This window comes from Paracoccus sp. pheM1, assembly GCF_018499825.1.
In the GTDB taxonomy this organism is placed as follows: domain Bacteria; phylum Pseudomonadota; class Alphaproteobacteria; order Rhodobacterales; family Rhodobacteraceae; genus Paracoccus; species Paracoccus versutus.
The window spans coordinates 905539-930453 of sequence record NZ_JAGXCX010000001.1; the positions used below are offsets into that span (position 1 = coordinate 905539).

The 24915-nt window shown below is 68.1% G+C and carries 21 protein-coding genes; 9 read left to right on the forward strand and 12 right to left on the reverse strand.

Annotated features, from left to right (window positions below):
* The first annotated feature begins 5 nt into the window (after positions 1 to 5).
* Together KF941_RS04510 and dctP (KF941_RS04515) are read left to right on the forward strand one after the other, a co-directional pair.
* On the forward strand, positions 6 to 1658 hold the full coding sequence (locus KF941_RS04510) for an acyl-CoA dehydrogenase family protein (RefSeq protein ID WP_214272651.1): 1653 nt from the start codon (positions 6 to 8) through the stop codon (positions 1656 to 1658).
* A 44-nt stretch (positions 1659 to 1702) separates the two neighbouring features.
* Positions 1703 to 2722, forward strand: coding sequence for a TRAP transporter substrate-binding protein DctP (gene dctP / locus KF941_RS04515; RefSeq protein ID WP_214272652.1), 1020 nt, complete (start codon positions 1703 to 1705; stop codon positions 2720 to 2722).
* Between the two features lie 179 nt (positions 2723 to 2901).
* Here the strand turns inward: dctP (KF941_RS04515) and KF941_RS04520 are convergent, their stop codons facing one another.
* The 10 genes from KF941_RS04520 to KF941_RS04565 all read right to left on the reverse strand — a co-directional run bounded on the left by KF941_RS04520 (position 2902) and on the right by KF941_RS04565 (position 13928).
* Positions 2902 to 4026, reverse strand: coding sequence for a DcaP family trimeric outer membrane transporter (locus KF941_RS04520; RefSeq protein WP_214272653.1), 1125 nt, complete (start codon positions 4024 to 4026; stop codon positions 2902 to 2904).
* A 254-nt stretch (positions 4027 to 4280) separates the two neighbouring features.
* A complete protein-coding gene (gene dctP / locus KF941_RS04525; RefSeq protein WP_214272654.1) occupies positions 4281 to 5297 on the reverse strand; it encodes a TRAP transporter substrate-binding protein DctP in 1017 nt (338 codons plus the stop codon).
* Between the two features lie 36 nt (positions 5298 to 5333).
* Entirely contained in the window at positions 5334 to 6164 is an 831-nt protein-coding gene (locus KF941_RS04530) for an oxidoreductase (RefSeq protein ID WP_214272655.1), read from the reverse strand.
* 390 nt (positions 6165 to 6554) lie between these two features.
* Positions 6555 to 6782: a hypothetical protein gene (locus tag KF941_RS04535; RefSeq protein WP_214272656.1), complete on the reverse strand. Its 228-nt coding sequence runs from the start codon at positions 6780 to 6782 to the stop codon at positions 6555 to 6557.
* Positions 6783 to 6861: 79 nt separating this feature from the next.
* Positions 6862 to 7695: a thioesterase family protein gene (locus tag KF941_RS04540; RefSeq protein ID WP_036761335.1), complete on the reverse strand. Its 834-nt coding sequence runs from the start codon at positions 7693 to 7695 to the stop codon at positions 6862 to 6864.
* A gap of 95 nt (positions 7696 to 7790) precedes the next feature.
* Complete coding sequence (locus tag KF941_RS04545) at positions 7791 to 9080, reverse strand: TRAP transporter large permease (RefSeq protein WP_214272657.1); 1290 nt, start codon at positions 9078 to 9080, stop codon at positions 7791 to 7793.
* Positions 9077 to 9592, reverse strand: a complete 516-nt coding sequence (locus tag KF941_RS04550) for a TRAP transporter small permease (protein WP_214272658.1) — start codon at positions 9590 to 9592, stop codon at positions 9077 to 9079. Before KF941_RS04550 ends, KF941_RS04545 begins: the two co-directional genes overlap by 4 nt.
* A 312-nt stretch (positions 9593 to 9904) precedes the next feature.
* Positions 9905 to 11059 carry a CaiB/BaiF CoA-transferase family protein gene (locus KF941_RS04555; protein WP_214272659.1) on the reverse strand — a complete coding sequence of 385 codons (1155 nt, stop codon included), beginning with the start codon at positions 11057 to 11059 and terminating at the stop codon, positions 9905 to 9907.
* 45 nt (positions 11060 to 11104) lie between these two features.
* Positions 11105 to 12358 carry a CoA transferase gene (locus KF941_RS04560; protein ID WP_214272660.1) on the reverse strand — a complete coding sequence of 418 codons (1254 nt, stop codon included), beginning with the start codon at positions 12356 to 12358 and terminating at the stop codon, positions 11105 to 11107.
* A 64-nt stretch (positions 12359 to 12422) separates the two neighbouring features.
* Entirely contained in the window at positions 12423 to 13928 is a 1506-nt protein-coding gene (locus KF941_RS04565) for an aldehyde dehydrogenase family protein (RefSeq protein ID WP_240540216.1), read from the reverse strand.
* Positions 13929 to 14391: 463 nt separating this feature from the next.
* Here KF941_RS04565 and KF941_RS04570 point away from each other — a divergent pair, with 463 nt between their 5' ends.
* Genes KF941_RS04570 through KF941_RS04600 form a run of 7 tightly spaced genes read left to right on the forward strand, consistent with a single transcriptional unit; the run spans position 14392 to position 21303 of the window.
* The gene (locus KF941_RS04570; protein ID WP_214272661.1) at positions 14392 to 15162 is read left to right on the forward strand and encodes an enoyl-CoA hydratase-related protein; all 771 of its coding nucleotides are present in this window, start codon (positions 14392 to 14394) and stop codon (positions 15160 to 15162) included.
* 10 nt (positions 15163 to 15172) lie between these two features.
* On the forward strand, positions 15173 to 16663 hold the full coding sequence (locus KF941_RS04575) for a 3-hydroxyacyl-CoA dehydrogenase (RefSeq protein ID WP_214272662.1): 1491 nt from the start codon (positions 15173 to 15175) through the stop codon (positions 16661 to 16663).
* Between the two features lie 24 nt (positions 16664 to 16687).
* The gene (locus KF941_RS04580; protein ID WP_036759974.1) at positions 16688 to 17560 is read left to right on the forward strand and encodes a CoA ester lyase; all 873 of its coding nucleotides are present in this window, start codon (positions 16688 to 16690) and stop codon (positions 17558 to 17560) included.
* A 20-nt stretch (positions 17561 to 17580) separates the two neighbouring features.
* The gene (locus KF941_RS04585) at positions 17581 to 18072 is read left to right on the forward strand and encodes a MaoC family dehydratase (protein ID WP_052096235.1); all 492 of its coding nucleotides are present in this window, start codon (positions 17581 to 17583) and stop codon (positions 18070 to 18072) included.
* 1 nt (position 18073) lies between these two features.
* Positions 18074 to 18865, forward strand: coding sequence for an enoyl-CoA hydratase-related protein (locus tag KF941_RS04590; RefSeq protein ID WP_214272663.1), 792 nt, complete (start codon positions 18074 to 18076; stop codon positions 18863 to 18865).
* Positions 18866 to 18882: 17 nt separating this feature from the next.
* Positions 18883 to 20073 (forward strand): MFS transporter, encoded by a 1191-nt coding sequence (locus KF941_RS04595; protein ID WP_214272664.1) that lies wholly within the window; start codon positions 18883 to 18885, stop codon positions 20071 to 20073.
* Between the two features lie 45 nt (positions 20074 to 20118).
* Positions 20119 to 21303 carry a CoA transferase gene (locus tag KF941_RS04600; RefSeq protein ID WP_214272665.1) on the forward strand — a complete coding sequence of 395 codons (1185 nt, stop codon included), beginning with the start codon at positions 20119 to 20121 and terminating at the stop codon, positions 21301 to 21303.
* A gap of 33 nt (positions 21304 to 21336) precedes the next feature.
* Here KF941_RS04600 and leuA read toward each other — a convergent pair whose 3' ends face one another.
* Together leuA and KF941_RS04610 are read right to left on the reverse strand one after the other, a co-directional pair.
* Complete coding sequence (leuA, locus tag KF941_RS04605; RefSeq protein ID WP_346428989.1) at positions 21337 to 23016, reverse strand: 2-isopropylmalate synthase; 1680 nt, start codon at positions 23014 to 23016, stop codon at positions 21337 to 21339.
* 529 nt (positions 23017 to 23545) lie between these two features.
* Positions 23546 to 24760 (reverse strand): acetyl-CoA C-acetyltransferase, encoded by a 1215-nt coding sequence (locus KF941_RS04610; protein WP_036759970.1) that lies wholly within the window; start codon positions 24758 to 24760, stop codon positions 23546 to 23548.
* Between the last annotated feature and the right edge of the window lie 155 nt (positions 24761 to 24915).

Below are 24915 nucleotides of genomic sequence, written 5' to 3' on the forward strand. Positions count from 1 at the left end.
CCGCCATGTCCGACACCGCCGATCTTGCCGATCTTCTGGACCGCGCCGCCGCCGCCGTTGCCGCCATGCGCCTCTATCTCGACCGCGTGAAGGACGAGGTGGCCGGCCGCGTCACCGTCGACGGCCGCCCGCAGGCCGCCCGCGTCGACCAGGAGCAGCGCGCCGTCCACGGCTTTGCCTGGGCCGCGACCGTGGTCGAGGCGCTGGCCCAGACCGAATCCTGGGGCCGCCGCCTGCAAGCGGCCGGCACCCTGGGCGAGGCCGAGCGGCTGGTGATCGAGATCGGCTTCGGCGAATACCTCGCCCAGCTTCTGGGCGGCATCCCGATGGGGCCGAACGAGATGCTGCGCCCCGCCGACCTGGGGGTCTCAAACGATGCGCTGGCGCAGGACGCGGCGGTGGCCGGGTTCATCGCCGGGGGCAACACGCCCGCCAACCGCGCGCGGCTGGTCGAGCTGATCCAGTCGGGCGAGCAGGTCTCGGACGCGCTTGGCGACGCCGACCTGGACATGATCCGCGAAACCTACCGCCGCTTTGCCGAGGAACGCATCGCCCCCTCGGCGCATCAATGGCATCTCGCGGATGTGCTGATCCCCGACGATATCGTGGCCGAAATGGCCGAGCTTGGCACCTTCGGCGTCTGCATCGACGAGGAATATGGCGGGCTCGGCCTGGGCAAGCTGGCCATGTGCGTCGTGACCGAGGAACTGAGCCGCGGCTGGATCGCCGCCGGCTCGCTGGGCACCCGCTCGGAAATCGCGGGCGAGCTGATCCTTGGCGGCGGCACGCCCGAGCAGAAGGCGGAATGGCTGCCCAGGATCGCCTCGGGCGAGGTGCTGCCGACCGCGGTCTTCACCGAGCCCGACACCGGCTCGGACCTGGGCAGCCTGCGCACCCGCGCCAGCCGCGACGGCGAGGGCTGGGTGGTCAACGGCAACAAGACCTGGATCACCCATGCCGCGCGCAGCGACGTGATGACCATGCTGGTGCGCACCAACCCGGACAGCAAGAGCTATGATGGGCTGTCGATGCTGCTGGCGCCCAAGCCGCGCGGCACCGACGACAACCCCTTCCCGGCCGAGGGCATGACCGGGGGCGAGATCAAGGTGCTGGGCTATCGCGGGATGAAGGAATACGAGCTGTCCTTCGACGGCTTCCGCGTGCCGGCGGACGGCGTGCTGGGCGGCGAGGAGGGGCAGGGCTTCAAGCAGCTGATGCGCACCTTCGAGGGCGCGCGCATCCAGACCGCCGCCCGCGCGGTGGGCGTGGCGCGCTCGGCCTTCGAGCTGGGCTTGCGCTATGCGCTCGACCGCAAGCAGTTCGGCCGCGCCATCGCGGGCTTCCCGCGCATCTCGGACAAGCTGGCGATGATGCTGGTCGAGATCGTGCTGGCGCGCGAGCTGACCTATTTCTCGGCCCGCGAAAAGGACAAGGGCCGGCGCTGCGACATCGAGGCCGGCATGGCCAAGCTGCTGGCCGCCCGCGTCGCCTGGACCAATGCCGACGCGGCGCTGCAGATCCACGGCGGCAACGGCTATTCGATGGAGTTCGAGATCAGCCGCGTGCTGTGCGACGCGCGCATCCTGAACATCTTCGAAGGTGCCGCCGAAATCCAGGCACAGGTCGTCGGCAGGGGGCTGCTGGCGACGAGGAATTGACGATGCTGCCGCGCTCCTGCGGCGGCCGGATGGAGGACCAACTGATGATGAGGAAACTGATCGCCACGACCGCCCTTGGCGTCCTGGCATTCTCCGCGCCCGCAATGGCGCAAGAGGAGATGACGCTGAAGCTGGCCCATATCGCGCCGGCGACGCATTACCTGTGGGAACAGGGCGCGAAGCCCTTTACCGAGGCGGTGACGGAAAGCACCGGGGGCCGCGTCCGCTTCGACGTCTACCCGGCCGGGCAATTGGGCAAGGATTACATCTCGATCCTGAATTCGGGCATTGCCGACGTGGTGTTCTTCGTGGCGAACTATGCGCCCGACAAGTTCCCGCTGACCTCGGTGGTCGAGCTGCCCTCGCCCTACAAGACCTCTTGCGAGGCGACGGCGCGGTTCTGGGACCTGGCGCAGGAAGGCGGGCTGCTGAACGAACAGGAATACAAGCCCCAGGGCATCCATGTGCTGTTCGTCTCGTCGCTGCGCCCCTATACGGTGATGACCACCGGCAAGCAGGTGGCCGGGCTTGGCGACGTCGCCGGGCTCAAGCTGCGCGCCAACGGGGCGGCGATGGACAAGGCGGTGCGGGCGCTTGGCGGCGTGCCGGTGCGCGTGCCCTCGCCCGAGGCCTATGACGCGCTGACCCGCGGCACGGTGGACGGCGGCGTCTATTCCTATCTCAGCCTGCCGGAGTTCAAGCTGGACCAGGTCTTCCACCACGCGGTCGACGGGGTGCAGATCGGCTCGCCCGGCATCGTCTTCGCCATGAGCGAACGCGGCTGGGAGCGGCTGCCCGAAGACGTGAAGGCGGCGATGACCGAGGCGGCGCTGCCCGCGCAAGAGGGACTTTGCGCCTGGCAGGATGCCGAGGAAACCAAGGTCCGCGACAGGCTGGTGGCCGAGCAGGGCTTTACCGTGAACACGCTTTCGGCCGAAGAGGCCGCGCAGTGGAACGAGCGGCTGGCGACGGTCGCCAGCGTCTGGCTGGACGAGCTGAAGGCCGTGGGCAAGGACGGCGAGGCGCTGTTGCAGGCCTATATGGGCGAGCAGCCCACGAACTGAGCCGGGCCGAGAGCCGCAGGAAAAGGCCGCGACCCGATGGTCGCGGCCTTTTTCCTTTGCCGGTCGCAAGCCGCGATCCCCGGCTTTCCCGGCCCGCCTGGACGAGTTGGCCGCTGGCATCCTTTCGGACGCCAGCGGCCTTTTTCCACGAGAGAGAGATTGATCGGGTTTGCCTATTTTCAGAAGCTGTATTGCGCGGCGAACTGGATCCTGTCGTTGTCGAACCTGGCGCCGTCGAACTGGCGGCGCTCGGCCCTGATGTATTCCAGGCCCAGCGTCACCGGCTTGACCGGCTTGTACTTGACGTTCAGATGCACCGCGCTCAGCTTGTCGGTGCCGTCCGCGGCCGCGCCGGCATGATCGTCGTAGTCGTTGACGCCATAGCCCGCGCCGATCTCGAACTGCGGGGTGATCGCGTGGCTCAGCGCGATGCCGTAGCCCTTGGCGCCGATGGCCTGGCCATTCGCGTCCAGCTCGGGGGCATAGGTCGCGCTCCAGGCCGGCAGCAGCGAGGAAATGCCGTCGCCCTGGGTGTAGGAGGCCTGGATCAGCCCGCCCTCCCACAGCTTGGCATTGGCGCTGATCGTCGCGCCCCAGCTGGATTCGACGCCGTTGACCGGATGCTCCAGGCTGCGCGAGATCGCGGCCAGCTTCACGCTGCCCTGCGCGAATTTCTGCGTCACCGCGGCGGCGATGGCGACGCGGTCCTTGAGCGCCGAGTTGTCCTCTTCGAGCGAGAGCGCGGCCGAGGTGTCGCCGAACTCGGCGGTATAGCGGACCTGGCCGACGCGATAGGCCGGGGCGCCGGTCTGGCCGTTGGCGTCGATGAAGGCCGGCAGCTCGCCCACCGGGGTGAACAGGCTCCAGGTCTGGCCGGCGAGCAGGCCGTTCAGCTCGCCGAAGGCGTGGCGCAGGCGGAAGGTGCCGCCGCCGCCGCCCAGGAAGTCGCCCTCGAGGTTGAACTTCAGCTCGCCCATGTCGGTGGATTGGGCGCCGCGGATGCCGATGCGGCTTTGGTAGGCATGGGCGCGGCTGGCGGCATCCTCGGTGCTGGCGGCGGTGATGCCGGCGATGCCGCCCGAATGGATGCCGAGGTCGTGGCTGTTGTCGTAGATCAGGTCGCCCTTGACGTAGCCGTAGAAGTTCAGCGTGAAGCCGGTGGGCGTGGTCAGGCCGGCCGGCTGGGCCTGGCGCGCCTCGAGCGCGGCGACGCGGTCCTCCAGCGTCTGCGCGGCGGCGGGCAGGGCGGCAAGCCCGGCCGCCAGCGCGGCGAGGCCAAGCCCGCCGATATGGGTCTTCTTCATGGTGCTCCTCCCTGAGCCTGGTGATGCATCGCGCCGCACCGCAGGTGCGGCCGGTTGCGGGATTTCGAACGATGGGCTGTGCCGGCAGGCGACCCGCGGCGATCCCGTGGGGAAGGCCGGACAGGGTGCCGTCCTGCGGCGGGCCGGGCGCTTTGCCTGCCCCCGTCATTCCCCGCGGCGGGGAAGCGTCCGGGACAGGCAGGCCTGGCCATGCGGTCCCCCTGGCCCCGGAAGGGTCGGGGGGATCGCGGTTTTCAGAATTCGGGGCTTGCGGCGCGATAGGCTTCCAGCGCCTGCGAGCCTTTCTTGCCCTGCGCGTCCATCCGCGCCGCCCAGTCCTGGACGACCGGCTCCAGCGCCGCGTCCCAGCGGGCGCTTTCCTCGGCGGGCAGGTCCACCGCCTTGAAGCCGGCATTGGCGACGATCTGGTCGCGGATCTGGCTGTCCTCGCGATCCTGCGCCGCGCAGGCCGCCTCCTGGGCCATGGCGGCCGCCTCGGTGAAGATGGCCTTCATGTCCTCGGGCAGCCGGTCCCAGCCCTTCTTGCTCATCGCGTAGATCACGATGCCCGAGCCCAGCCGGGGGCCGCCGACGGCGTTGTGCAGCACCTCTTCCAGCTTGTAGGGCGTGACGCCGCCAAAGGGGTAAAGCGCGCCGTCGACCGTGCCGCGGCTGATCGAATCATACATCTCGCTGGACTGGATGCGGACGGGCACGCCGCCTAGGGCGCGCACGGTCTTGTCCATGGCCTCGCCGGTCACGCGCAGCTTGAGGCCGGCCATGTCTTCCAGCCGCTCGACCTGCTTTTGCGAGGTCATGACCTTGTAAGGCGACAGCGTCAGCACGAACAGCGGATGGATGTCGAGCGCGTCGAACTCTTCCTGTGCCAGGAAGCCGCCGGGCTGGCTCAGGTGCCAGAATTTCGCGGTGCCCTCGCAAGAGGTGGAATAGCCGCCGGGAAGCTCGACCACCGCGCTCAGCGGGAACTTCTCCTGCGCATAGGAGGGCGCGATCAGCGAGACATCGGCCAGGTTCGAGCTGAGCACCGCCAGCGAATCCTTGCCCAGCTGGGCGGCGGGATAGACGTTCCATTTCACCGTCCCGCCGCTTGCCTCGACCACCGCATCGGTAAAGATCCTGCCGCCTTCCTCCCACATCAGATGGCTGGCGGGCAGGAAATGCGCGAACTTGAAGGTGGTTTCCTGCGCCATGGCCGGTGCGGACACCGACATCATGGCTGCGACCATGAAACCGAAACACTTGTGCGACATGACGACCTCCCATTGTTGTCGCGATGCGGCCCCTTTTCAGGGCTCTCTGGTTGTTGAGCCTGCGATGTCTTCCCAGCGCTCCAACTCGGCCAGGACCTGGGCGATGTCGGCGCGGATGTAGTCGAGCGCGTCCCGGCCCAGCGGCAGGCGCAGGGGCGGCTCGGCCTCGGCGGCGATGCGGCAGAGCGCGGGGCCAAGCAGCGCCGGATCGTTGGGCTGCTTGCCGTGCCGCGCCGCGGTATAGCCGCGCAGCGCCGCGCCCAGCTCGGCGTAATCCTCGATCTGCGAGAATCTGGTATCCAGCGACGGCCCGGCGAAATCGCTGCGAAAGCCGCCCGGCTCGACGATCGTCACCTTGATGCCCAAGGGCGCCACCTCCTTGGCCAGCGCCTCGGAATAGCCCTCGACCGCGAATTTCGCCGCGCTGTAGAACGAGAAGCCCGGCGCGGCCGCGAAGCCGACCATCGAGGAGAAGTTGATGACATGGCCGCGCCGGCGCTTGCGCATGCCGGGCAGCACGGCGCGCACCATCTCGGTGGTGCCGAAGAAGTTCACGTCGAAGAGCGGGCGGTATTTCTCGGCCGGGGTTTCCTCGGCGGTCGAGGCCAGGCCGTAGCCGGCATTGTTCACCAGCACGTCGATGCCGCCGAAGGCCGCCTCGGCCTTGGCGACGACGGCGGGAAAGCGGGCATGGTCGGCGGCGTTCAGGTGAAAGGACCGGCAACGGTCCGGGAATGCCTGGGCCAGCGGGCTCTGGCCGTCGGCGGCCAGGACGGTGACGACGACATTGTCGCCCTGCGCCAGCGCGGCCTGCGCCAGCGAATGGCCCAGCCCCTTGTCGGCGCCGGTGATCAGCCAGGTTTTCATTTCATCCCTCCCCCGAGGCGTGCCGATGCGTTTCCAGCCGGCTTGCGTCCCTGGACAGATTGATTAGCAGAATCGTTTCGCGAGTCAATAGTTAATTTTGCTGTGCAGAATCTGTTCTTGCAAATTTGCGGGTGAGGAAACCTAGCCGGCACGACGGCTTGCCCTCTGCCGCCGGGGTCGGAAGCAGGAAGCGGCGGCCAGCGCCAGGCTGCTCGGTTTCATGTCGTTTCCTCCCGCTTCGCGGATCGTCGCGATTTTCATGCACAGGGGTCGGTCCCGCCCCTGCGTCTGGTATCGCCACCGATTTTCGTGGAAATGCCGCGCTGTAGGCCAGAACAATCTCGGCAGGCCGAAGCGATGCAGGCTATCGGGAAAACCTGGGGGCCGCGATCAGGCCGAGGCGGGGGCCAGAAGCTGCGCCGTCAGCACCGAGGCCGCGCGCCCCGGCACCCTGCCCTGTGCGGTGGCGATCAGGATCGGGCGCTTGGCCCAGGGCTCGTCCAGCCGCACGACCGCGACCTGGTCGAGCATGTCGCGATAGATCAGGCATTCGGGCTGGATGGTCATGCCCAGCCCGGCCTGCACCAGGCTGGTCGCCACCCCGCCGCTGCGCCCCATGCGACCCGGTTGCGAAGGGCCGAAAGGCGGGCGAGGCGCGTGGCCGGGCCGGTAATCTGGGCCTGCGGCGGCCGCCTTCTCAGCCGACCGCATCCTGCAAGAAGGCGGGCGGGGTGACGGCGCGGCGCCGCTCCAGGTCGACGGCAAGCATGTCATGCGCGACATGGGCCAGCGCCGTGCCATCCGCGGCTTCCAGGCAATGCCATGTGGAGAAGATCTTTGCGCCCACCTGCGAGATGCGCGAGCGGACGCGCAGGACGGTTCCGGGCGGGCAGGGCCGGTGAACGGGCCGGACCGAGCTTTGCGCCGCCATCCGGCCGATCCCGGTGTCGCGGGTGAACTCCGGCGTCAGGCCGGCAAGGGCCAGCCGGTCATACATGCCGTGGCCGACCCGCCGGATGATGGTTTCGTAAAGCAGCGCGCCCCTGTGGTCCAGGTCGTCGGGACGCACCGGGCCGGACATGGTCAGGTGGTCGCCCGGCCGGCTCGTCGCCGCCAGCTTGGCCAGGATGTCGCCGCGCGGCAGGGCCGTGGCCAGCAGGCCGGACCGGATGGCCGGCAGGCGGCTTGCGCCGGTGCCGGGCAGGTCGAAGGCGGTGGCCGAAAGCGCGCCGGCGCTGGACAGCAGATGGACCGCGGCACCGGCATGGGGGCCATCCGCCACCCGCAGCGAGCGGATTTCGACCGCGGCGCCGGCGCGAAGTTCCCGGTGAAAGCGGATCACGCGCAGGGCGATGGCCGCCATGCCGGGATTTTCGCCGCCGGCCAGCGCCGCGACGGTCTCGGCCGCCATCTGGAAGCTGCGGGAATAGTAGCGGGCGTTCCAGTGGTCGTTGAAGTCGCATTCCCAGCTTTCGACGCGGGTCTGCAATGTCGGGACGGCGAATGCGGCCGGGTCGGTGTTGTCATCCATGCCGGTGCTTCCCAGCCTTTCCTTGGTTCTCGGGCAGTGCGCGCGCGCCCCGGCATGCCGGGACGCGCGTCATGGCTTTCCGGGCTGGCCCCCCGTCACATGTGGTTCGGCAGCCACATGACCATGGCCGGGAAGGCCAGCATGATGGCGATGGCGATGAGGTGGGCCCAGACATGCGGCAGCACGCCCCAGAACACGTCGCCGGTCGGGATGCGGGCGTATTTCGACACCACGAAGCAGTTGAGCCCCAAGGGCGGCGTGACCAGCCCGACCTCGGCGGTGACGATCAGCACCACGCCGAACCACACCAGGTCGAAGCCCATCGAGGTCAGCAGCGGCGCCAGCACCGGCACGGTCAGCACCAGGATCGCCATCTGGTCCATGAAGCAGCCCAGGATCAGGATGACCACGATCAGCAGCACCATGATGACCCAGCGGTTGACATTCAGCGCGCCGACCCAGTCGATGATCATGGCGGTGGTCTGGGTCAGCGCGAAGAAGGTGGTGAAGACATGCGCGCCCAGGATGATGATCGCCAGCATGCAGGAGGTGCGGGTGGCCCGCGCGATGATGGCGTAGATCTCGGCGAGCGAGGTGTCCTTGTGGCGGCGGCTGAGATAGAGCAGGCCCGCGGCGAAGGCGCCGACGGCCGAGGCCTCGGTCGGCGTGGTGATGCCGGTGTAGATGGCGCCGGTGACGACCAGCATCAGCAGCACCATGGGCAGGATCAGCCGCAGCAGGGCCAGCTTTTCGCGCAGCGGGAAGGCCTGGCTCAGCGGCGCGTGCTCGGGGTTGCGCGCGGCCAGGACATAGACGGTCAGCGCGATGGTGAGGGTGACGAGGATGCCGGGCACGACGCCGGCGATGAGCATCTTGGCGACGCTGACATCGGCCAGCAGCGCATAAACCACCATGGCGATCGAGGGCGGGATCAGCATGGCGAGCGTGCCCGAGATGGCGACGACGCCCGATGCCATGCGCTTGTCGTAGCCGTATTTCAGCATGGCCGGCAGCGAGGTCGAGGCGAGCGTGGCGGCGGATGCGGTCGAGGATCCGCAGATGGCGCCGAAGCCTGCGCCGGCGAGCGCGGTTGCGATGCCGAGCCCGCCGCGGACGCGGCCGAACCACGCGGCCGCGGCCTGGAACAGGTCGTCGGCGACGCCCGAGCGCAGCACGAATTCGGCCATCAAGAGGAACATCGGGATGGCGAGGAATTCATAGGACGAGGCGCTGTCCTTGGGCATGCTCGCCAGGATGCCCATCATGGCCGAGGGGCCGCCGATCCAGAGGATGCCGAGCGCGCCCGAGGCGATCAGGGTAAAGCCCACCGGCATGCCCGCCGCCAGCAGCACGAACATCAGGAGCAGGATGGTTCCGGTGATCATTCGTGATGCTCCTCGAGTTCGTTGCCATGTTCGATGACATGGGGGTCGCGGCCATGGACGATGAGCAGCGCGGCATGCAGCGCCATGCGCACCACCAGCAGGGCAAAGCCCAGCACGATGGGCAGGTAGGACATCCAGGCCGGCCAGGTGATGTAGCCGGGCAGGAATTCGTTGCGGGTATAGGCATGGGCCATCTCGCTCCACGACCCGTAGGCGACGATGCCGAAGATCACCACGCCCAGCAGCGACCACGCCGCATCCAGCCGCGCCCGCAGGCGCGGGGCGATGAGATGGCGGAACAGGTCGATATTGATGTGGTCGCCGGCGGTGAAGGTGGCCGAGACCGCGAAATAGGTGCCGGCCAGCATCAGGTAATAGGTGATCAGCTCATAGGCCCAGGGCAAGGGCGCGTGCAGCGCATAGCGCGAGAACGCATCATAGGACACGATGAACATGATCAGGGTGACGGACAAGACTGCGAGCGACAGGCTAAGTCGCTCCAGCCAAGACAAGACGTTTCCCAACGAAACTCCCCCCTTGAAGCGGCCAGGCGCGGGGCATGGCCGGGTGATTGTGATTGATGCAGGGCTCCGATCGACTGGTCGGAAGGCAGCGGCCTCCGGTTCGCGGGCTGACGTCGTCCTGCGTCAGTTCCTTTCAAAAGCATGGAATGGCACGCCGGCGCCTTGCCGATCCTCCGACGGGCTGCGATCCCTTGCGCGATGCCACGCTCTCCCTGCTGCAAAAGCTACATGCGGGCAAGGTGATCCGTCAAGCAGAAATAAGTATCGCATAGCGAAATTACTTGCTGCCCGGACAAGCTGTCAGCCGACGGCCGCGGCGCGGCGAAGCCCGTCGATCTCTGCGGCCGAAAAGCCCCAGTCGTCGAGGATCTCGTCCGAATGCTGGCCGGGCCGCGCGGGCGGGCGCTGGATCGCGCCGGGCGTGCGGCTGAACCGCGGCGCCGGGGCGGGCTGGGTCACGCCCTCGACCTCGACGAAGGTGCCCCGCGCCCGCAGGTGCGGCGCCTGCGGCGCCTCGGAGAGCGACAGGACCGGCGTGATGCAGGCTTCCTTGCCGGCGGCCAGCGCCACCCATTCGTCGCGGGTCCGGGTCTTGAAGGCTTGGGCGAATTTCTCGCGCATCAGGGGCCAGCCCGACTGGTCGTGCTGGTCGGGCAGGCCGGCATCCTCCAGTCCCAGCAGCCTGACGGCATTGGCATAGAACCGTTCCTCGTTGGCGCCGATGCTGACATGCCTGCCGTCCGCGGTCTCATAGACGTTGTAGAAGGGCGCGCCGCCGTCCAGCCGGTTCACGCCGCGCCGGTCCTGCCAATAGCCCGCGGCATGGATGCCGTAGATCAGCCCCATCAGCGAGGCCGAGCCGTCGACCATGGCCGCATCGACGACCTGGCCCTTGCCGGACCTGCGGGCCTCGATGATGCCGCTGAGCAGCCCCAGCGCCAGGTAGAGCGAGCCGCCGCCGAAATCCCCGGCCAGGTTCAGGGGCGGGACCGGCGCCTCGCCCGCGCGGCCGATGGCGTGCAGTACGCCCGTCAGCGAGATGTAGTTGATGTCGTGCCCCGGCTCCTGCGCCAGCGGGCCGTCCTGGCCCCAGCCGGTCATGCGGCCGTAGACGAGGCGGGGATTGACCGCCAGGCAGGCGTCGGGGCCGATGCCCAGCCGCTCGGCCGCGCCGGGGCGAAAGCCCTCGATCGCGGCATCGGCGCCGGCCACCAGCCGCATGACCGCCGCGATGGCCTCGGGCTTTTTCAGGTCCATGGCGATGCTGCGCTGGCCGCGGTTGAGCAGGTTGAAGCGCGGATCGACCGGCAAGCCGCCGTCGGTCGCGGTGAGGCGGTCGATGCGCACCACGTCGGCGCCCAGGTCCGACAGCAGCGCCCCGCAGAAGGGCGAGGGCCCGATGCCGCCCAGCAGAACGATCCTTACCCCGGCCAGCGGCCCCTTTGCTTGTGTCATGTCGCTATTCCCTTTGCTTTGCCGCAGGCCGCCAGGCCCGCGGGGTCAGATCACGTTGCGCGCGCGCAGTTCGGCGATGCGGGCGTCGTCCACGCCCAGCCAGCCATGCAGCACCTCGTCGGTATTCTCGCCAAGCGCCGGGGGCCGGCGGGTCTCGATGGGCGGCACGCCGGACATCTTCACCGGGTTGCCCACCACCTGCACCTTGCCCCAGACCGGATCGTCCAGCGTGACCAGCATCTCGCGCGCGGCGGCATGCGGGCAGTCGAACACGTCCTCGACATCGTTCACCGCCGCCGCCGGAACCCCCGCCGCCAGCAGCGTGTCCAGCGCCTCCCGCCGGGTGCGGGCCAGCAGCCAGGGCGAGATGGCGGCCGTCAGCGCCGCGTTCTCGCGGTTGCGCGACACGCCGTCCTTGAAGCGCGGATCGTCCTTGAGGCCGGGCATGCCGATCGCCTCGCAGAAGCGGTGCCAGATATGCTCGCCCAGCACCGCGATGACGATATAGCCGTCCTTCGTCTCGTAGCTGCCGAAGGGGGCAGTCACCGCATGCAGGCCCGGCGCGGATTTGGTCTTCTGGCCCGAATACATCGCCACCGAGATCTCGTTCAGGATCAGGCAGGCGTCGTAGAGCGAGATGTCGATCATCTGTCCCTTGCCGGTGCGCCCGCGCTGGATCAGCGCCAGAAGCGCGCCATAGGCGCCCAGGATCCCAGCCTCGATGTCGGCCAGCGAGAAGCCCAGGTAGGTCGGGCGGTCGCCCTGGCGTTCGGGCCGGTTCATCAGCCCGCTCAGCGCCTGGCCGACGATGTCGAAGGCGGGATAGTCGATGAAGGGGCTGGGCAGGACATGCTTTTGCCCAAAGCCGGAAATGGCGACATAGATCAGCTTGGGGTTGATCCGGCTCAGCTCGGCATAGCCGATGCCCAGCCGGTCCATCACCCCGGCGCGCAGGTTCTCGACCACGATGTCGGCCTCTTTGGCCAGTTCGGTGAACAGCGCCTTGCCCTCGGGGTGCTTGAGGTCCAGCGTGATGCTTTTCTTGTTGCGGTTCGAGCGCAGCAGAGACAACCCGCGCGGGTTGCCCTGGGCGTCCTGCCGGACCGGGCTGGTCCGGCGGGCCATGTCGCCGCCGTCGCGGGTCTCGACCTTGACCACCTCGGCCCCGGCATCGGCCAGCCACATCGAGCAATAGGGCGCGGCCAGGAAATTCTCGACGGTCAGCACGCGGATGCCCTCCAGCGGGCGCATGCCCAGCATCGAGGACAATCCGGCGGCGGCGGTGTTCAGGTCGGTCATGGCGTCGTCTTTCGTTCTCTGCGCCCCTTGCGGGGCGGTTCAATCCGGCGGCGGCTTGCGGCCGTCAGAAGCGGACCTGCACCGATTTCGTCTCGGTATAGGCCATGATCGAATCGATGCCGAACTCGCGCCCGATCCCTGATTGCTTGAAGCCGCCGAAGGGCATCACCGGGTCGGTCTCGCCGAAGGTGTTGATCCAGACGCGGCCGGCGCGGATGGCGCGGGCGACCTTGTGGGCGCGGCCGATGTCGCGGGTCCAGATGCCGGCGGCCAGGCCATAGGTGCTGTCGTTGCCCTGGAAGACCGCGTCATCCTCGTCCTTGAAGGGGATGATCGCCACGACCGGGCCGAAGATTTCCTCGCGCGCGATCTTCATCCGGTTGGTCACGCCGGAAAACACCGTGGGCGCGACGTAATAGCCGCGCTCGCCCAGGGTGCAGCCGCCGGTCATCAGGCTGGCGCCGTCCTGGTTGCCGGAATCGACATAGCCCATGATCCGCTGGCGCTGCGTGGCCGAGATCACCGGGCCCAGCTTGGTGTCGGCGTCGAAGGGCGAGCCGACCTTCAGCCCGCCGGCGATGCGGCTGATCTCCTGCGCGACCTCGTCATGGATGCTTTCATGCACGAAGAGCCGGCTGCCGGTCGAGCAGATCTGCCCGGAATTGCGGGTGAACCCGTTCACCGCCGCCGCGATGGCCTTGTCCATGTCGGCATCGGGAAAGATGATGTTCGGGGACTTGCCGCCCAGCTCCAGCGTCACGCGCTTGAAATTCCCGGCCGAGGCCAGCAGGATCGAGCGCCCGACCGCGGTCGAGCCGGTAAAGGACACCTTGTCGATGCCGGGATGTTCGGAAATCGCCGCGCCGACGGTCTGGCCATAGCCGGTCACGACGTTCAGCACGCCCGGCGGCAGCAGCCCGGTTTCCTGAGCCAGTTCCGCGATGCGCAGCGAGGTCAGCGAGGCCAGTTCCGAGGGTTTCAGCACCACGGTATTGCCGCAGGCCAAGGGCGGCGCGATCTTCAGCGCCACCAGCAGCAGCGGCACGTTCCAGGGGTTGATCTGGCCGCAGACCCCCACCGGCTCGCGCAGGGTATAGATGAAGTTCGAGGCATCGGTCGGGTTGGTGGTGCCCAGGATCTTGCTGGGCCAGCCGGCGTAATAGCGGATGGCGTCGATGCACATGTTCACCGCCGCGCCGCTGAACCAGGTCGGCATACCGTTGTCGAGCGTCTCCAGCGCCGAAAGCTCGTCCTTGTGGCGCTCCACCGCATCGGCGATGGCCAGCAACACGCGGGTGCGGGCATGGGGCGAGATGCCCTTCCATTCCGGCGCGTCGAAGGCGCGGCGCGCGGCGGCGACGGCGGCATCGACATCGGCCTTGTCGCCCTCGGCGATGCGGGCCAGCTCTTCCTCGGTCGCGGGGTTCAGCACCTCGATGGTCCTGCCCGATTGCGCCTCGACCCAGTTGCCGTCGATCAGCAGCTTCTTGGCGCCGCCGGCAAGCCACCGGCGCGCGGCCTTCATGCCGGGGTGTTCGGGGTGCAGATCGGCTTGGTTCGCGAGTGTCATCCTATCCTCCCATGTTCGGATGCGGGGCCTTGGCCGCCGCGGTGATCAGCGGGCCGGGGCGTCGAAGGCGGCTGCCTTGCGACAGATCCATGATCTCTCCCCAAGATCCTCCGGCCTGCTGCGAGCCGCGCCCGCCCGTGATCCTTGCCTGTAATCGGCGCGCAAACGGATGCGCCGGCGCTTGCGTTCTTGCGAATCGCATGCCCGACGATTTCCGCTTGATTGCAAGATTGCCTGTAGATATTCCGCTATGCAATACTAAATTCTGCAAAGTGAGGCGGGATTTCGCTTGATCTTAGTTTTGCATTGCAGAAGATAATTTCGAAATATATGGTGATGAACGGGCGCCGGAATGATCCCGCGTTCCCTGCGGCCCGGATGGGATTCACCGGAAAAGTGACCCCGGAAAACGAAACGGGCGTCTTCGGCGCCTCGGGGGCGTGGAGGTTCAAGCGGAGGCATCATGTCCGAAGTGCAAGTCGAGAAACTGGAAGGCAGGGTGGGGCTGGTCCTGCTGAACCGTCCCGCCCGGCGCAACGCGCTGAGCATTTCCCTGCGCAAGGGCGTTGCGGATGCCGTCCAGGCGCTGGATGCCAACGACGACATCCGGGCCATCGTCATCGGCGGCGATGAAAGGGCCTTTGCGGCCGGGGCCGATCTTGGCGAACTGGCCGACATGGTGCCGCTGGACCCGCGGTTCGAGGATCTGGCGGTGATGCGCCGCGCCTGCGACGCCTGCGGCAAGCCGCTGATCGCGGCGGTGCGCGGCTATGCCCTGGGCGGCGGCTGCGAACTGGCGATGATGTGCGACCTGGTCGTGGCCGGGCAGGGGGCGATCTTCGCCCAGCCCGAGGTGCGGGTGGGCATCATGCCCGGCGCGGGCGGCACGCAGCGCTTCCTGCGGGCGGCCGGCAAGGCGCGGGCGCTGCGCTGGCTGCTGACGGGCGAGGCCTTCACGGCCGCGCAGGCCGAGGCCATGGGCATCGTTTCCGAAGTCGTGCCAGACGATCAGGTGATGGAACGCTCGGTCGTCCTGGCGCGCAAGATCGCGGCGCAGCCCGCCAAGGCGGTGACGGCGATCCGCGAGGCGATCCGCGCCGGCGACAACGCCCCGCTGGAGACCGCGCTGATGATCGAGAACCGGCTGTTCCAGATGCTTTTCGCCACAGCCGACCAGCGCGAGGGCATGGGCGCCTTCCTTGAGAAGCGCGAGCCGAGCTTTACCGGAAAATGATGGGGTTGCGATGACTTATTCTGTTTCTGGCCTGTCCGTCGTCGGGGTGATCGGCGCCGGCATCATGGGCGCCGGCATCGCGCAGGTGCTGGCGGCCAGCGGCTTTCAGACCGTGCTTTACGACACCCGCCCCGAGGCCCTGGCCAAGGCCCAGGCCGACATCCATGCCCGGCTGGATCGGCTGGCCGAAAAGGGCCAGATGGGCGCGCAGGACGCGGCCCATGCCAAGTCCCGCCTGCGCATCGCAAGCGACCTGGCCGATCTGGCCCCCGCGGGCCTGGTGATCGAGGCCATCGTCGAGAACCTCGAGGTCAAGCAGGCCCTGTTCCGGCAGCTGGAAGAGGTCGTGCCGGAAACGGCGGTGCTGGCCTCGAACACCTCGTCGCTGTCCATCGCCGCCATCGGCCGGGCCTGCCGGCATCGTCAGCGCATCTGCGGCATGCATTTCTTCAACCCCGTGCCGCTGATGAAGCTGGTCGAGGTCATCGCCGGCCCCGCGACCCGCCTGGAGGTCATGCAGCTGGCGACCGACCTGGTCGGCCGCATGGGCAAGGTCGCGGTGGTGGCCAAGGACGGGCCGGGCTTCCTGGTCAACCTGGGCGGGCGCGCCTTCTATACCGAGGCGCTGCATATCGAGGCCGAAGGCGTGGCCGCCCCCGAGCAGATCGACCGGATCATGACCGCGGGCTGCGGCTTTCGCATGGGGCCTTTCGCGCTGATGGACCTGACCGGCATCGACGTGAACTTTCCCGTCACCGGCTTCATCCACCAGGGCCATCAATACGACCCGCGCCTGAAGACCGCGCCGCGCCACGAGCGCATGTTCGAGGCCGGGCTTTACGGCCGCAAGGTGGGCCGCGGCTTCTACGACTATTCCGAAGGCGCCGCGAAGCCTGCCGCGCCCGAACCGCCCGAGCCGGGCCGTGCCCCCTTTCGCGCCCATGTCGCCGAGGCGCATCCGGGCTTCGATGCGCTGGCCGCGCGCGGGCTGGAAAGTGCCGCTGACGCCGACCCGATCCTCGTCAGCCCCTGGGGCGAGGATGCGACCACCGTCGCCGCCCGCCTGCGCCTGCCGGCCGAGCGGGTGGTGGCGGTGGATTTCTCGGGCGCCGAGCGCGGCGTGCTGACGCTGATGACGCCGCCGGTCGCCTCGACCGCGCTGCAACCCGTCGCCGAGTGGCTGGTCGCCGTCGGCTACCGGGTCGAGATCGTGCAGGATTCGCCGGGCTTCGTCGCGCAGCGCATCCTGGCGATGATCGTGAACCTGGGCTGCGAAATGGCCCAGACCGGCGTCGGCTCGCCCGCCGACATCGAGACCGCGATGAAGCTGGGGCTGAACTATCCCTTCGGCCCCCTGGAGCTGGGCGACCGGATCGGTGCGGGCAAGGTGCTGGAGACGCTGGAAAACCTGCAAGCCGTCACCGGATCGGACCGCTATCGCCCCAGCCTGTGGCTGCGCCGCCGCGCATTCCTGGACCTGCCTTTGCAGGCCCGGCCGTAAACCGTCCTTCAGGAGGAGACCCGAATGAAACCCATCCGCTCGCTGCTTTTCGTCCCCGGCAACAAGGAATCCATGCTGGAGAAAGGCGCCAAGGCCGGCGCCGACGCGCTGATCCTCGATCTCGAGGATTCGGTGCCCCATGCCGAGAAACAGGCCGCCCGCGCCCTGGTCGCCGGCAAGATCCCGGAGCTGGTCGCGCAGGGCCATCGCATCTGGGTGCGCATCAACCGCAGCGCGCATATCTACGACCTCGACGACATCCTGGCCGTGGTGCAGCCCGGCGTCGAGGGGCTGGTGATCTCGAAGCCCTGGGGCCCCGAGGACATCCACATGGCCTCGTGCATGATCGCCGAGGCCGAGGCGCGGGCGAATATCGAGATCGGCACCGTCAAGCTGATCCCGCTGCTGGAGACCGCGCGCTCGATGCAGCTGTGCTTCGAGATCGCCGAGCATCCGCGCGTCGCGGCCATCGTCGGCGCCACCGCCAAGAATGCCGACATGGCCCGTGCCCTGCGCTTCGTCTGGACCGCCGACGGACGCGAGTCGGATTACCTGAAATCGCGCGTCGTCATGGCCGCCCGCGCCGCCGGCAAGCAGCCGATCGGCGGCATCTGGCAGCAGATCAAGGATCTGGAGGGGCTGGAAAAGGCCTCCAGGCTGGACCGCCAGCTGGGCATGTCGGGCGAGCTGGTGCTGCACCCGATGCAGGTCGAGACGGTGAACCGCACCTATACCCCCGATGCCGACGAGGTCGCCTATTACCAGGGCATGATCGACGCGCTGGACGCGGCGATGGCGCAGGGCCGCGCCTCGGTCATGTATGACGGCGAGCATATCGACATCGCCCATGTGAAAACCGCGCGCGAGATCATCGAACTCGCCGGCTCGTTCAAGTAATCCAACGAAAGGAACCCATCATGTCGCATCAAGTCGATTACGCCGCCCTCGCCACCGGGAAATGGTATGAGGATCTGGAGCCGGGCCTGGTGATCAAGAGCGCGATCACCCGCACCGTGACGGAAACCGACAACCTGCTGTTCAGCGCCCTGACGCATAACTCGGCCTGGCTGCACCTGGACGAGGAATATTGCAAGACGCAGATGTTCAAGACCCGGATCGTGAACAGCATGTTCACGCTGTCGCTGCTTTGCGGCATCCAGGTCGCCGACGTCACGCTGGGCACGACGCTGGCGAACCTGGGCTTTTCCGACATCAAGTTCCCCAAGCCCGTGTTCTTCGGCGACACGATCTATGTCGAGACCGAAGTCCTGGGCCGGCGCGAATCGAAGTCGCGCCCCGATGCCGGCATCGTCGATTTCGAGCATCGCGGCATCAACCAGCGCGGCGAGACGGTCGCCGTCCTGCGCCGCCAGGGCCTGATGTCCAAGCGCCCGGCAAAGGCCGCCTGAGATGGGCGATTACCGGGACATCCTCTATGAGGTCGAGGCCGGGGCGGCCACCATCACCATCAACCGCCCCGAGGTGATGAACGCCTTTCGCACCCAGACCGTCGATGAGATGATCCACGCCTTCACCCGCGCCGGCGCCGACAGGAATGTCGGCGTCATCGTGCTGACCGGCGCGGGCAGCCGCGCCTTTTGCACCGGCGGCGACCAGTCGGCGCATGGCGAGGGTGACGGCGACGGCTATGGCGGGCGCGGCGTGATCGGCGTGCCGGTCGAGGATCTGCAATCGCTGATCCGCGACGTGCCGCAGCCGGTCATCGCCAAGGTGCGCGGCTATGCCATCGGCGGCGGCAACGTGCTGGCGACGCTTTGCGACATGACCATTGCGTCCGAGAACGCGGTCTTCGGCCAGGTCGGTCCCAAGGTCGGCTCGGTCGATCCCGGCTTCGGCACCGCCTATCTGGCCCGCATCGTCGGCGAGAAGAAGGCGCGCGAGATCTGGTACATGTGCCGCCGCTACAAGGCGCAGGACGCGCTGGCGATGGGGCTGGTGAATGCCGTGGTCCCCGACGACCAGCTGGACGCCGAGGTGCGCCGGTGGTGCGACGAGATCATGGGCCACAGCCCCACCGCCATCGCCATCGCCAAGCGCAGCTTCAACGCCGACAGCGAGAACATCCGCGGCATCGGCGCCTTGGGGATGCAGGCGCTGAGCCTTTACTACCGCACCGAGGAATCCAAGGAGGGCGGCCGCGCCTTTCGCGAAAAGCGCAAGCCGGACTTCCGGCAATGGTAGGGCGGTAAAGGCGGCGCATGACGGCGATGATGGATGAGAGCCTGCCGCCCATGGCCTCGCGGCGGGGTGGCGGGCCCTGGGGCTTCCTGCTGACGGTGTTCATCGGCTGCATGAACAACGCGCCCTTGATGACGGCCCGGCTGATCCTGCCGATGATCGCCATGCAGGCGGGCGCGAGCCCCGGCTTCGTGGGGCTTATCGCCGCCATGTTTACCGCCTTGCCCATCGTCTTCAACGTGGGTTTCGGGCGGTGGGTGGATCGCTCGGGAACGCTGGTGCCGATGGTGCTGGCCTCGCTGCTGATCGGCGTCGCCAGCCTGCTGCCGATCCTGTGGGGCCGGCCGGCGATGCTGCTGGCCATGGCTGGGCTGATCGGCTGCGGCACGGTGTTTTCCCATGTGGCCACCACCCGCGCCGTGGGCGAGATCGGTCCGCCCGAACAGCGCACCCGCAACCTGGGCCTGCTGATCGCGGCCTATTCGGTGTTCCAGTTCGTCGGCCCCATGGTCGCGGGCGTCACGCTGGAGCATTACGGCAAGGACTGGGCGGTGCTGTCGATCGGCGCCTTCGCCGTCCTGGCGCTTTGCGGGCTGATGCTGCCGGGGCATCTGTTCACGTGCTGGACCACCTTGCGCGACGCGGCCGCGGCCCGGCCCCGCATCCGCGAACTGGTGCGGGTGCCCAGCCTCATGCGCTGGCTGGCGGTCAGCAGCGTGACCAGCAGCGTGGTGACGATCTTTCCCTTCATCGTCGCCCTGCACGCGGCCGAGATCGGCATGTCGGCCTCGCAGGCCGGGCTGGCGCTTGGCGCCTTCGCCATCGGCACCGTGGTCTCGCGGCTGCTGACCGGGCCGATCAGCCGCCATGTCCGGGCGCATGTCGCGATCTCGGCCATGCTGGGGGTCGGCGCCATCCTTTACGCAGCGCTACCGGCCATGGCGGGCTTTGCCTCCTTTGCCGCGCTGAATGCCGCCCTGGGCCTGGTGCTGGGCATGAGCGTGCCTTTCGTGCTGAGCGTGATCTATTCGGTCGCGCCGCCGCGCCGGGTGAACGAGGCCATCGGCCTGTCGATGACCCTGACCAATGTCATCCAGACGCTGATGCCGCTGGGGCTGGGGTTGCTTGCGGCCCGGCTGGGCGGCGCGGTCATGTCCTGGATGCTGGCCCTGCTGATGCTGGGGGCGATAGGGCTGTCGCGAAAGCCATGAGGAACCGCCCGCATCCACCTGATCTTGCATGAAGGACACGCAGACATGACGACCATTCTCGACGGTATCCGGGTGCTGGATTTCGGCCGCTACATCGCCGGCCCGTTCTGCGCCGCCATGCTGGGCGACATGGGGGCCGAGGTGATCCGCATCGAGCCCCCTGCCGGCGCCGACGACCGCTACCTGATGCCGGTGACGCCCGAGGGCGAGGGCGCGCTGTTCCTGCAGTCGAACCGCGGCAAGCGGTCGCTGACGCTGGACCTGACCAGGGACGAGGGCCGCGCGCTGGCCCGCCGGCTGGTCGAGACGGCGGACGTGGTCATCGCCAACGCCCCGCCCGCCGCGCTGGCGCAGCAGGGGCTGGACTACGACAGCCTGCGCGCCGTCAAGCCGGACGTCATCCTGACCGTGGCGACGGCCTGGGGCCTGACCGGCCCGAACCGCAATGCCAGCGGCTTCGACGGCACCGGGCAGGCGGTCAGCGGCGCGATCTGGCTGTCGGGCCAGCCGGGCCAGCCGTTCCGTGCCGCGACCTCCTATGTCGATTACGGCACCGCGATCAGTTGCGCCTATGGCACGCTGGGCGCGATCATCCGCAAGTTGCGCACGGGGCAGGGCAGCCTGGTCGAGACCTCGCTGATCGGCACGGCGCTGACCATGACCACGCCGATGCTGATGGAGGAAGCCACCGGCGCCCGCAGCCGGGTGCCGACCGGCAACCGCAGCCCCATCGCCGGGCCCTCGGACCTGTTCGCGACCAGGGACGGCTGGGTGCTGACCCAGGTGATCGGGCAAGGCATGTTCCGCCGCTGGGCCAGGCTGGTCGGGCGCCCCGAATTGCTGGACGATCCGCGCTTTGCCACCGACATCCTGCGTGGCGACAATGGCGAGGAACTCAGCCGCATCATGGGCGCCTGGTGTGCCACCCGCACGGTCGAGGAATGCCTGGCGGCGCTGCAGGCCGCGCGCATCCCGGTCACGCGGCTGCTGCGCCCGGCGCAGGTGCTGGAACCCGAGTTCGGCCTGGCCGAAGGGTTCCTGAACTGGATGGATCACCCGGCCTTGCCGGGCCCGCTGCCCGTCGCCCGGCCGCTGGCGACGGTCACGGGCATGGATGCGACCGCGGTCCGCCCCGCCCCGGCGCTTGGCGCGCATACGGATGAACTGCTGGGCCAGCTGGGGATTTCCGAAGCCGAGATCGCCCGGCTCAGAAGCGACGGCATCGTCTAGGAAGGGGCAGGGCGCCCGGCCCTGCCCGATGCTTCAGCGCTGGCCCGGCAGGATGCGGTTCACCGCCGACACCACCGCGGCCAGCGAGGCGGCGACGATATTGCTGTCGATCCCGACGCCCCAGGTTTTGCCCTGCGGATGCTCGATCACCATGTAGCACACCGCATTCGCATCCGACCCGCCCGAGATCGAATGTTCGGAATAATCCGCCACGGTGATCTCGGTGCCGAGCCAGGTCGACAGGGCATGCACGAAACCATCGACCGGCCCCGTGCCCGAGCCCGAGATCTTGACCGGATTGCCCCGGTCCAGGATCGTGGCCTCGACCAGGCGGCGATTCCCCTTGTCGGCCGACATGGCGGGGATGGTGACGTGGTCGACGAATTTCAGCCGTCCCGCCGGCTGGTCGACATAATGCCGGGTGAAAAGGCCGTGGATCTGCTCCGAGGTCAGCTCGGTCCCCTCGGCATCGGTCACGGCCTGCACCTCGCCGGCGAATTCGACCTGCAGCCCGCGCGGCAGGTGGAAGCCGTAGTCGGCCTGCATGACATAGGCGATGCCGCCCTTGCCCGATTGCGAGTTGATGCGGATGATCGCCTCGTAGCTGCGGCCCAGGTCCTGCGGGTCGATGGGCAGGTAGGGCACCTCCCATTGCGGCTTGTTGGCCTTGCGCAGCGCCTTCATCCCCTTGTTGATCGCATCCTGGTGTGAACCGGAAAAGGCAGTATAGACCAGCTCGCCGACATAGGGGTGACGCTCGCCCACCGGCATCTGGTTGGAATATTCGTAGACGTCCTTGAGCCGGTTGATGTCGCTGCAATCCAGCCCTGGATCGACGCCCTGCGTGTACATGTTCAGCGCCAGCGTCACCAGGTCGACGTTGCCCGTCCGCTCGCCATTGCCGAAGAGCGTGCCCTCGACCCGCTCGGCCCCGGCCATCAGCGCCAGTTCCGTGGCGGCGACGGCGGTGCCGCGGTCGTTGTGCGGATGCAGCGACAGCGTGATCGAATCGCGCCGGTCGAGGTTGCGCCCCATCCATTCGATGGCGTCGGCATAAAGGTTCGGCGTCGACATCTCGACGGTGGCGGGCAGGTTCAGGATCAGCTTGCGCTCGGGCGTGGGCCGGACGATCTCGGTCACGGCGTTGCAGATCTCCAGCGCCACCTCCAGCTCGGTGCCGGTGAAGCTTTCGGGCGAATATTCGAACTGGAAATCGCCGCCGGCCTTCGCCGCCATGTCGGTGATCAGCTTGGCGGCGTCGGTGGCGATCTGCTTGATGCCGGCCACGTCCTTTTCGAACACCACCCGGCGCTGCAGTTCGCTGGTCGAGTTGTAGAAATGCACGATGGGCGATCTGGCGCCCTCCAGCGCCTCGAAGGTGCGGGCGATCAGTTCGGGCCGGCACTGGACCAGCACCTGCATGCGCACGTCCTCGGGCACGTTGCCATGCTCGATCGCCCAGCGGGTGAAGCCGAAATCGGTCTCGGAGGCCGAGGGGAAGCCGATCTCGATCTCCTTGAAGCCCATGTCGAGCAGCAGGGCCAGCATCCGCGCCTTGCGGTCCTGGCCCATCGGGTTCACCAGCGCCTGGTTGCCGTCGCGCAGGTCGACGGAACACCAGGTGGGCGGCTGGGTGATCCGCTTGTCCGGCCAGGTGCGGTCGGCCAGTTCGATGCGGGGATAGGGTTCGTATTTGACCGGGGCGTTGGCCATGCCGGCCGGTGCGCTTGCTGGCGCGGTCATCTGCATTCCTCCGAGGCGGTATTCATCTTTTCCCTTGCGATCATACGCCAAGACCGGCGTTTTGCACGGCGGAATCGGCCCAGGGCCATCGGCGCGATCCTGCCGGGTAACGCGGCCGTTTTCAAGGACATGGCCGTAATCCGCAAGGGAAAGCGCGATTTCGGCATTCTGTTCGATCGGCAGGGTGCCACGCCCATGCCGGCGAACTCGCGGATCGGATGCGCCACCCCGTCGGCTCGTCCAGCGCAAGAGCCACAGCGCCGAGATCAGCGCGCGGATGATGGCGACCATCTGGCTGCCGCGGAAGATGCCGGCCACGGTCGAAAGCCGCTCGCGCAGTTCGCGAAAACGGCTCCTCCGCGCTGGACATCCCGCGCCACGTCCTCGCGATCCGGCGCAATCTGGCGCTGGCCAGTGTGGTCGCCGAGCAGATCGGCGGCCGGTTCATCGCAGGCCGAGCCTGGGGGGCCGGGGCGAAGGTGCCGCCCCGGCTTGCGGTTCACGCGACCCGCTTGAAGATCGCGGTCAGGCCTTGGCCGCCGCCGATGCACATGGTTTCCAGCCCGTATTGCGCCTCGCGCCGGCGCATCTCGCGCAGCATGGTGGTCAGGATGCGCACCCCGGTCGCGCCGACCGGATGGCCCAGCGAAATGCCCGAGCCGTTGACATTCATCCGCTCGAAATCCGCCTTGCCGAAGCCCCATTCGCGGGTGCAGGCAAGGGCCTGGGCGGCGAAAGCCTCGTTCAGCTCGATCAGGTCGATGTCCTTCATCTCCAGCCCGGCGCGGGCCAGCGCCCTGGCGGTCGAGGGCACCGGGCCGATGCCCATGCGATGCGGCTCGACCCCGGCCACGGCCCATGTCACCAGCTCGCCATAGGGGCGCAGGCCCAGCTTTTCGGCGGTGTCGATGTCGGTGACGACGCAGACCGCCGCGCCGTCGTTCTGGCCGCTGGCATTGCCGGCCGTCACCGTCGATTCGGGGTCCGAGCCCAGCATCACCGGCCTGAGCGAGGCCAGCTTTTCCAGGGTCACGTCGGGGCGGACATGTTCGTCGCGGTCCAGCACGATCTCGCCCTTGCGCTTGTCCTTGACCGTGACCGGCACGATTTCCTCGGCGAAGCGGCCGTCATCGGCCGCGGCGGCCGCGCGCAGATGCGAGTTCACCGCCAGTTCGTCCTGCTCCTCGCGCGGGATCGCATATTCGCGGCGCAGGTTCTCGGCCGTCTCCAGCATGCCGCCCGGCACCGGATAGCGATAGCCGCCCGAGGTGACGCGGCCGCGCGCCAGCCGGTCATGCAACTGCGCCGGGCGGCCGCCGGTGCCCCAGCGCATGTCCTCGGTGTAATATTCGGCGCGGCTCATGCTTTCGCAGCCGCCGGCCAGCACGATCTCGGCCGCGCCGGTCTGCACCCGCATGGCCGCGTCGATCACCGCCTGCAGGCCCGAGCCGCAGCGGCGGTCGATCTGGATGCCCGGCGTGCGGATCGGCAGGCCGGCGTCCAGCGCCACGACCCGGCCGATGGCCGGCGCCTCGCCATTGGGATAGCACTGGCCGAAGATCACGTCGTCGATCCTTTCCGGGTCGATGCCGGTGCGGGCCAGCACCGCCTCGATCACCGTCCGGCCCAGATGCGTGGCCGGAACGCCCTTGTACATGCCGCCATAGCCGCCCACCGCCGTGCGCACCGGCTCGCAAATCACAACCCGTTTCATCGCTTGTTCTTTCTCCTGACGCTTGTCTGGCCTGCGATTGCCGCCGCAAGCCGTTGCCGCTTCCGAATTCCCTGGCCGCGATGGCGGGGCGCCCTTTTCCGTCTGTCCGGCGGCAACTGCGCCCTTGCCACGGCTCGAAGAATAAACTATAGAAC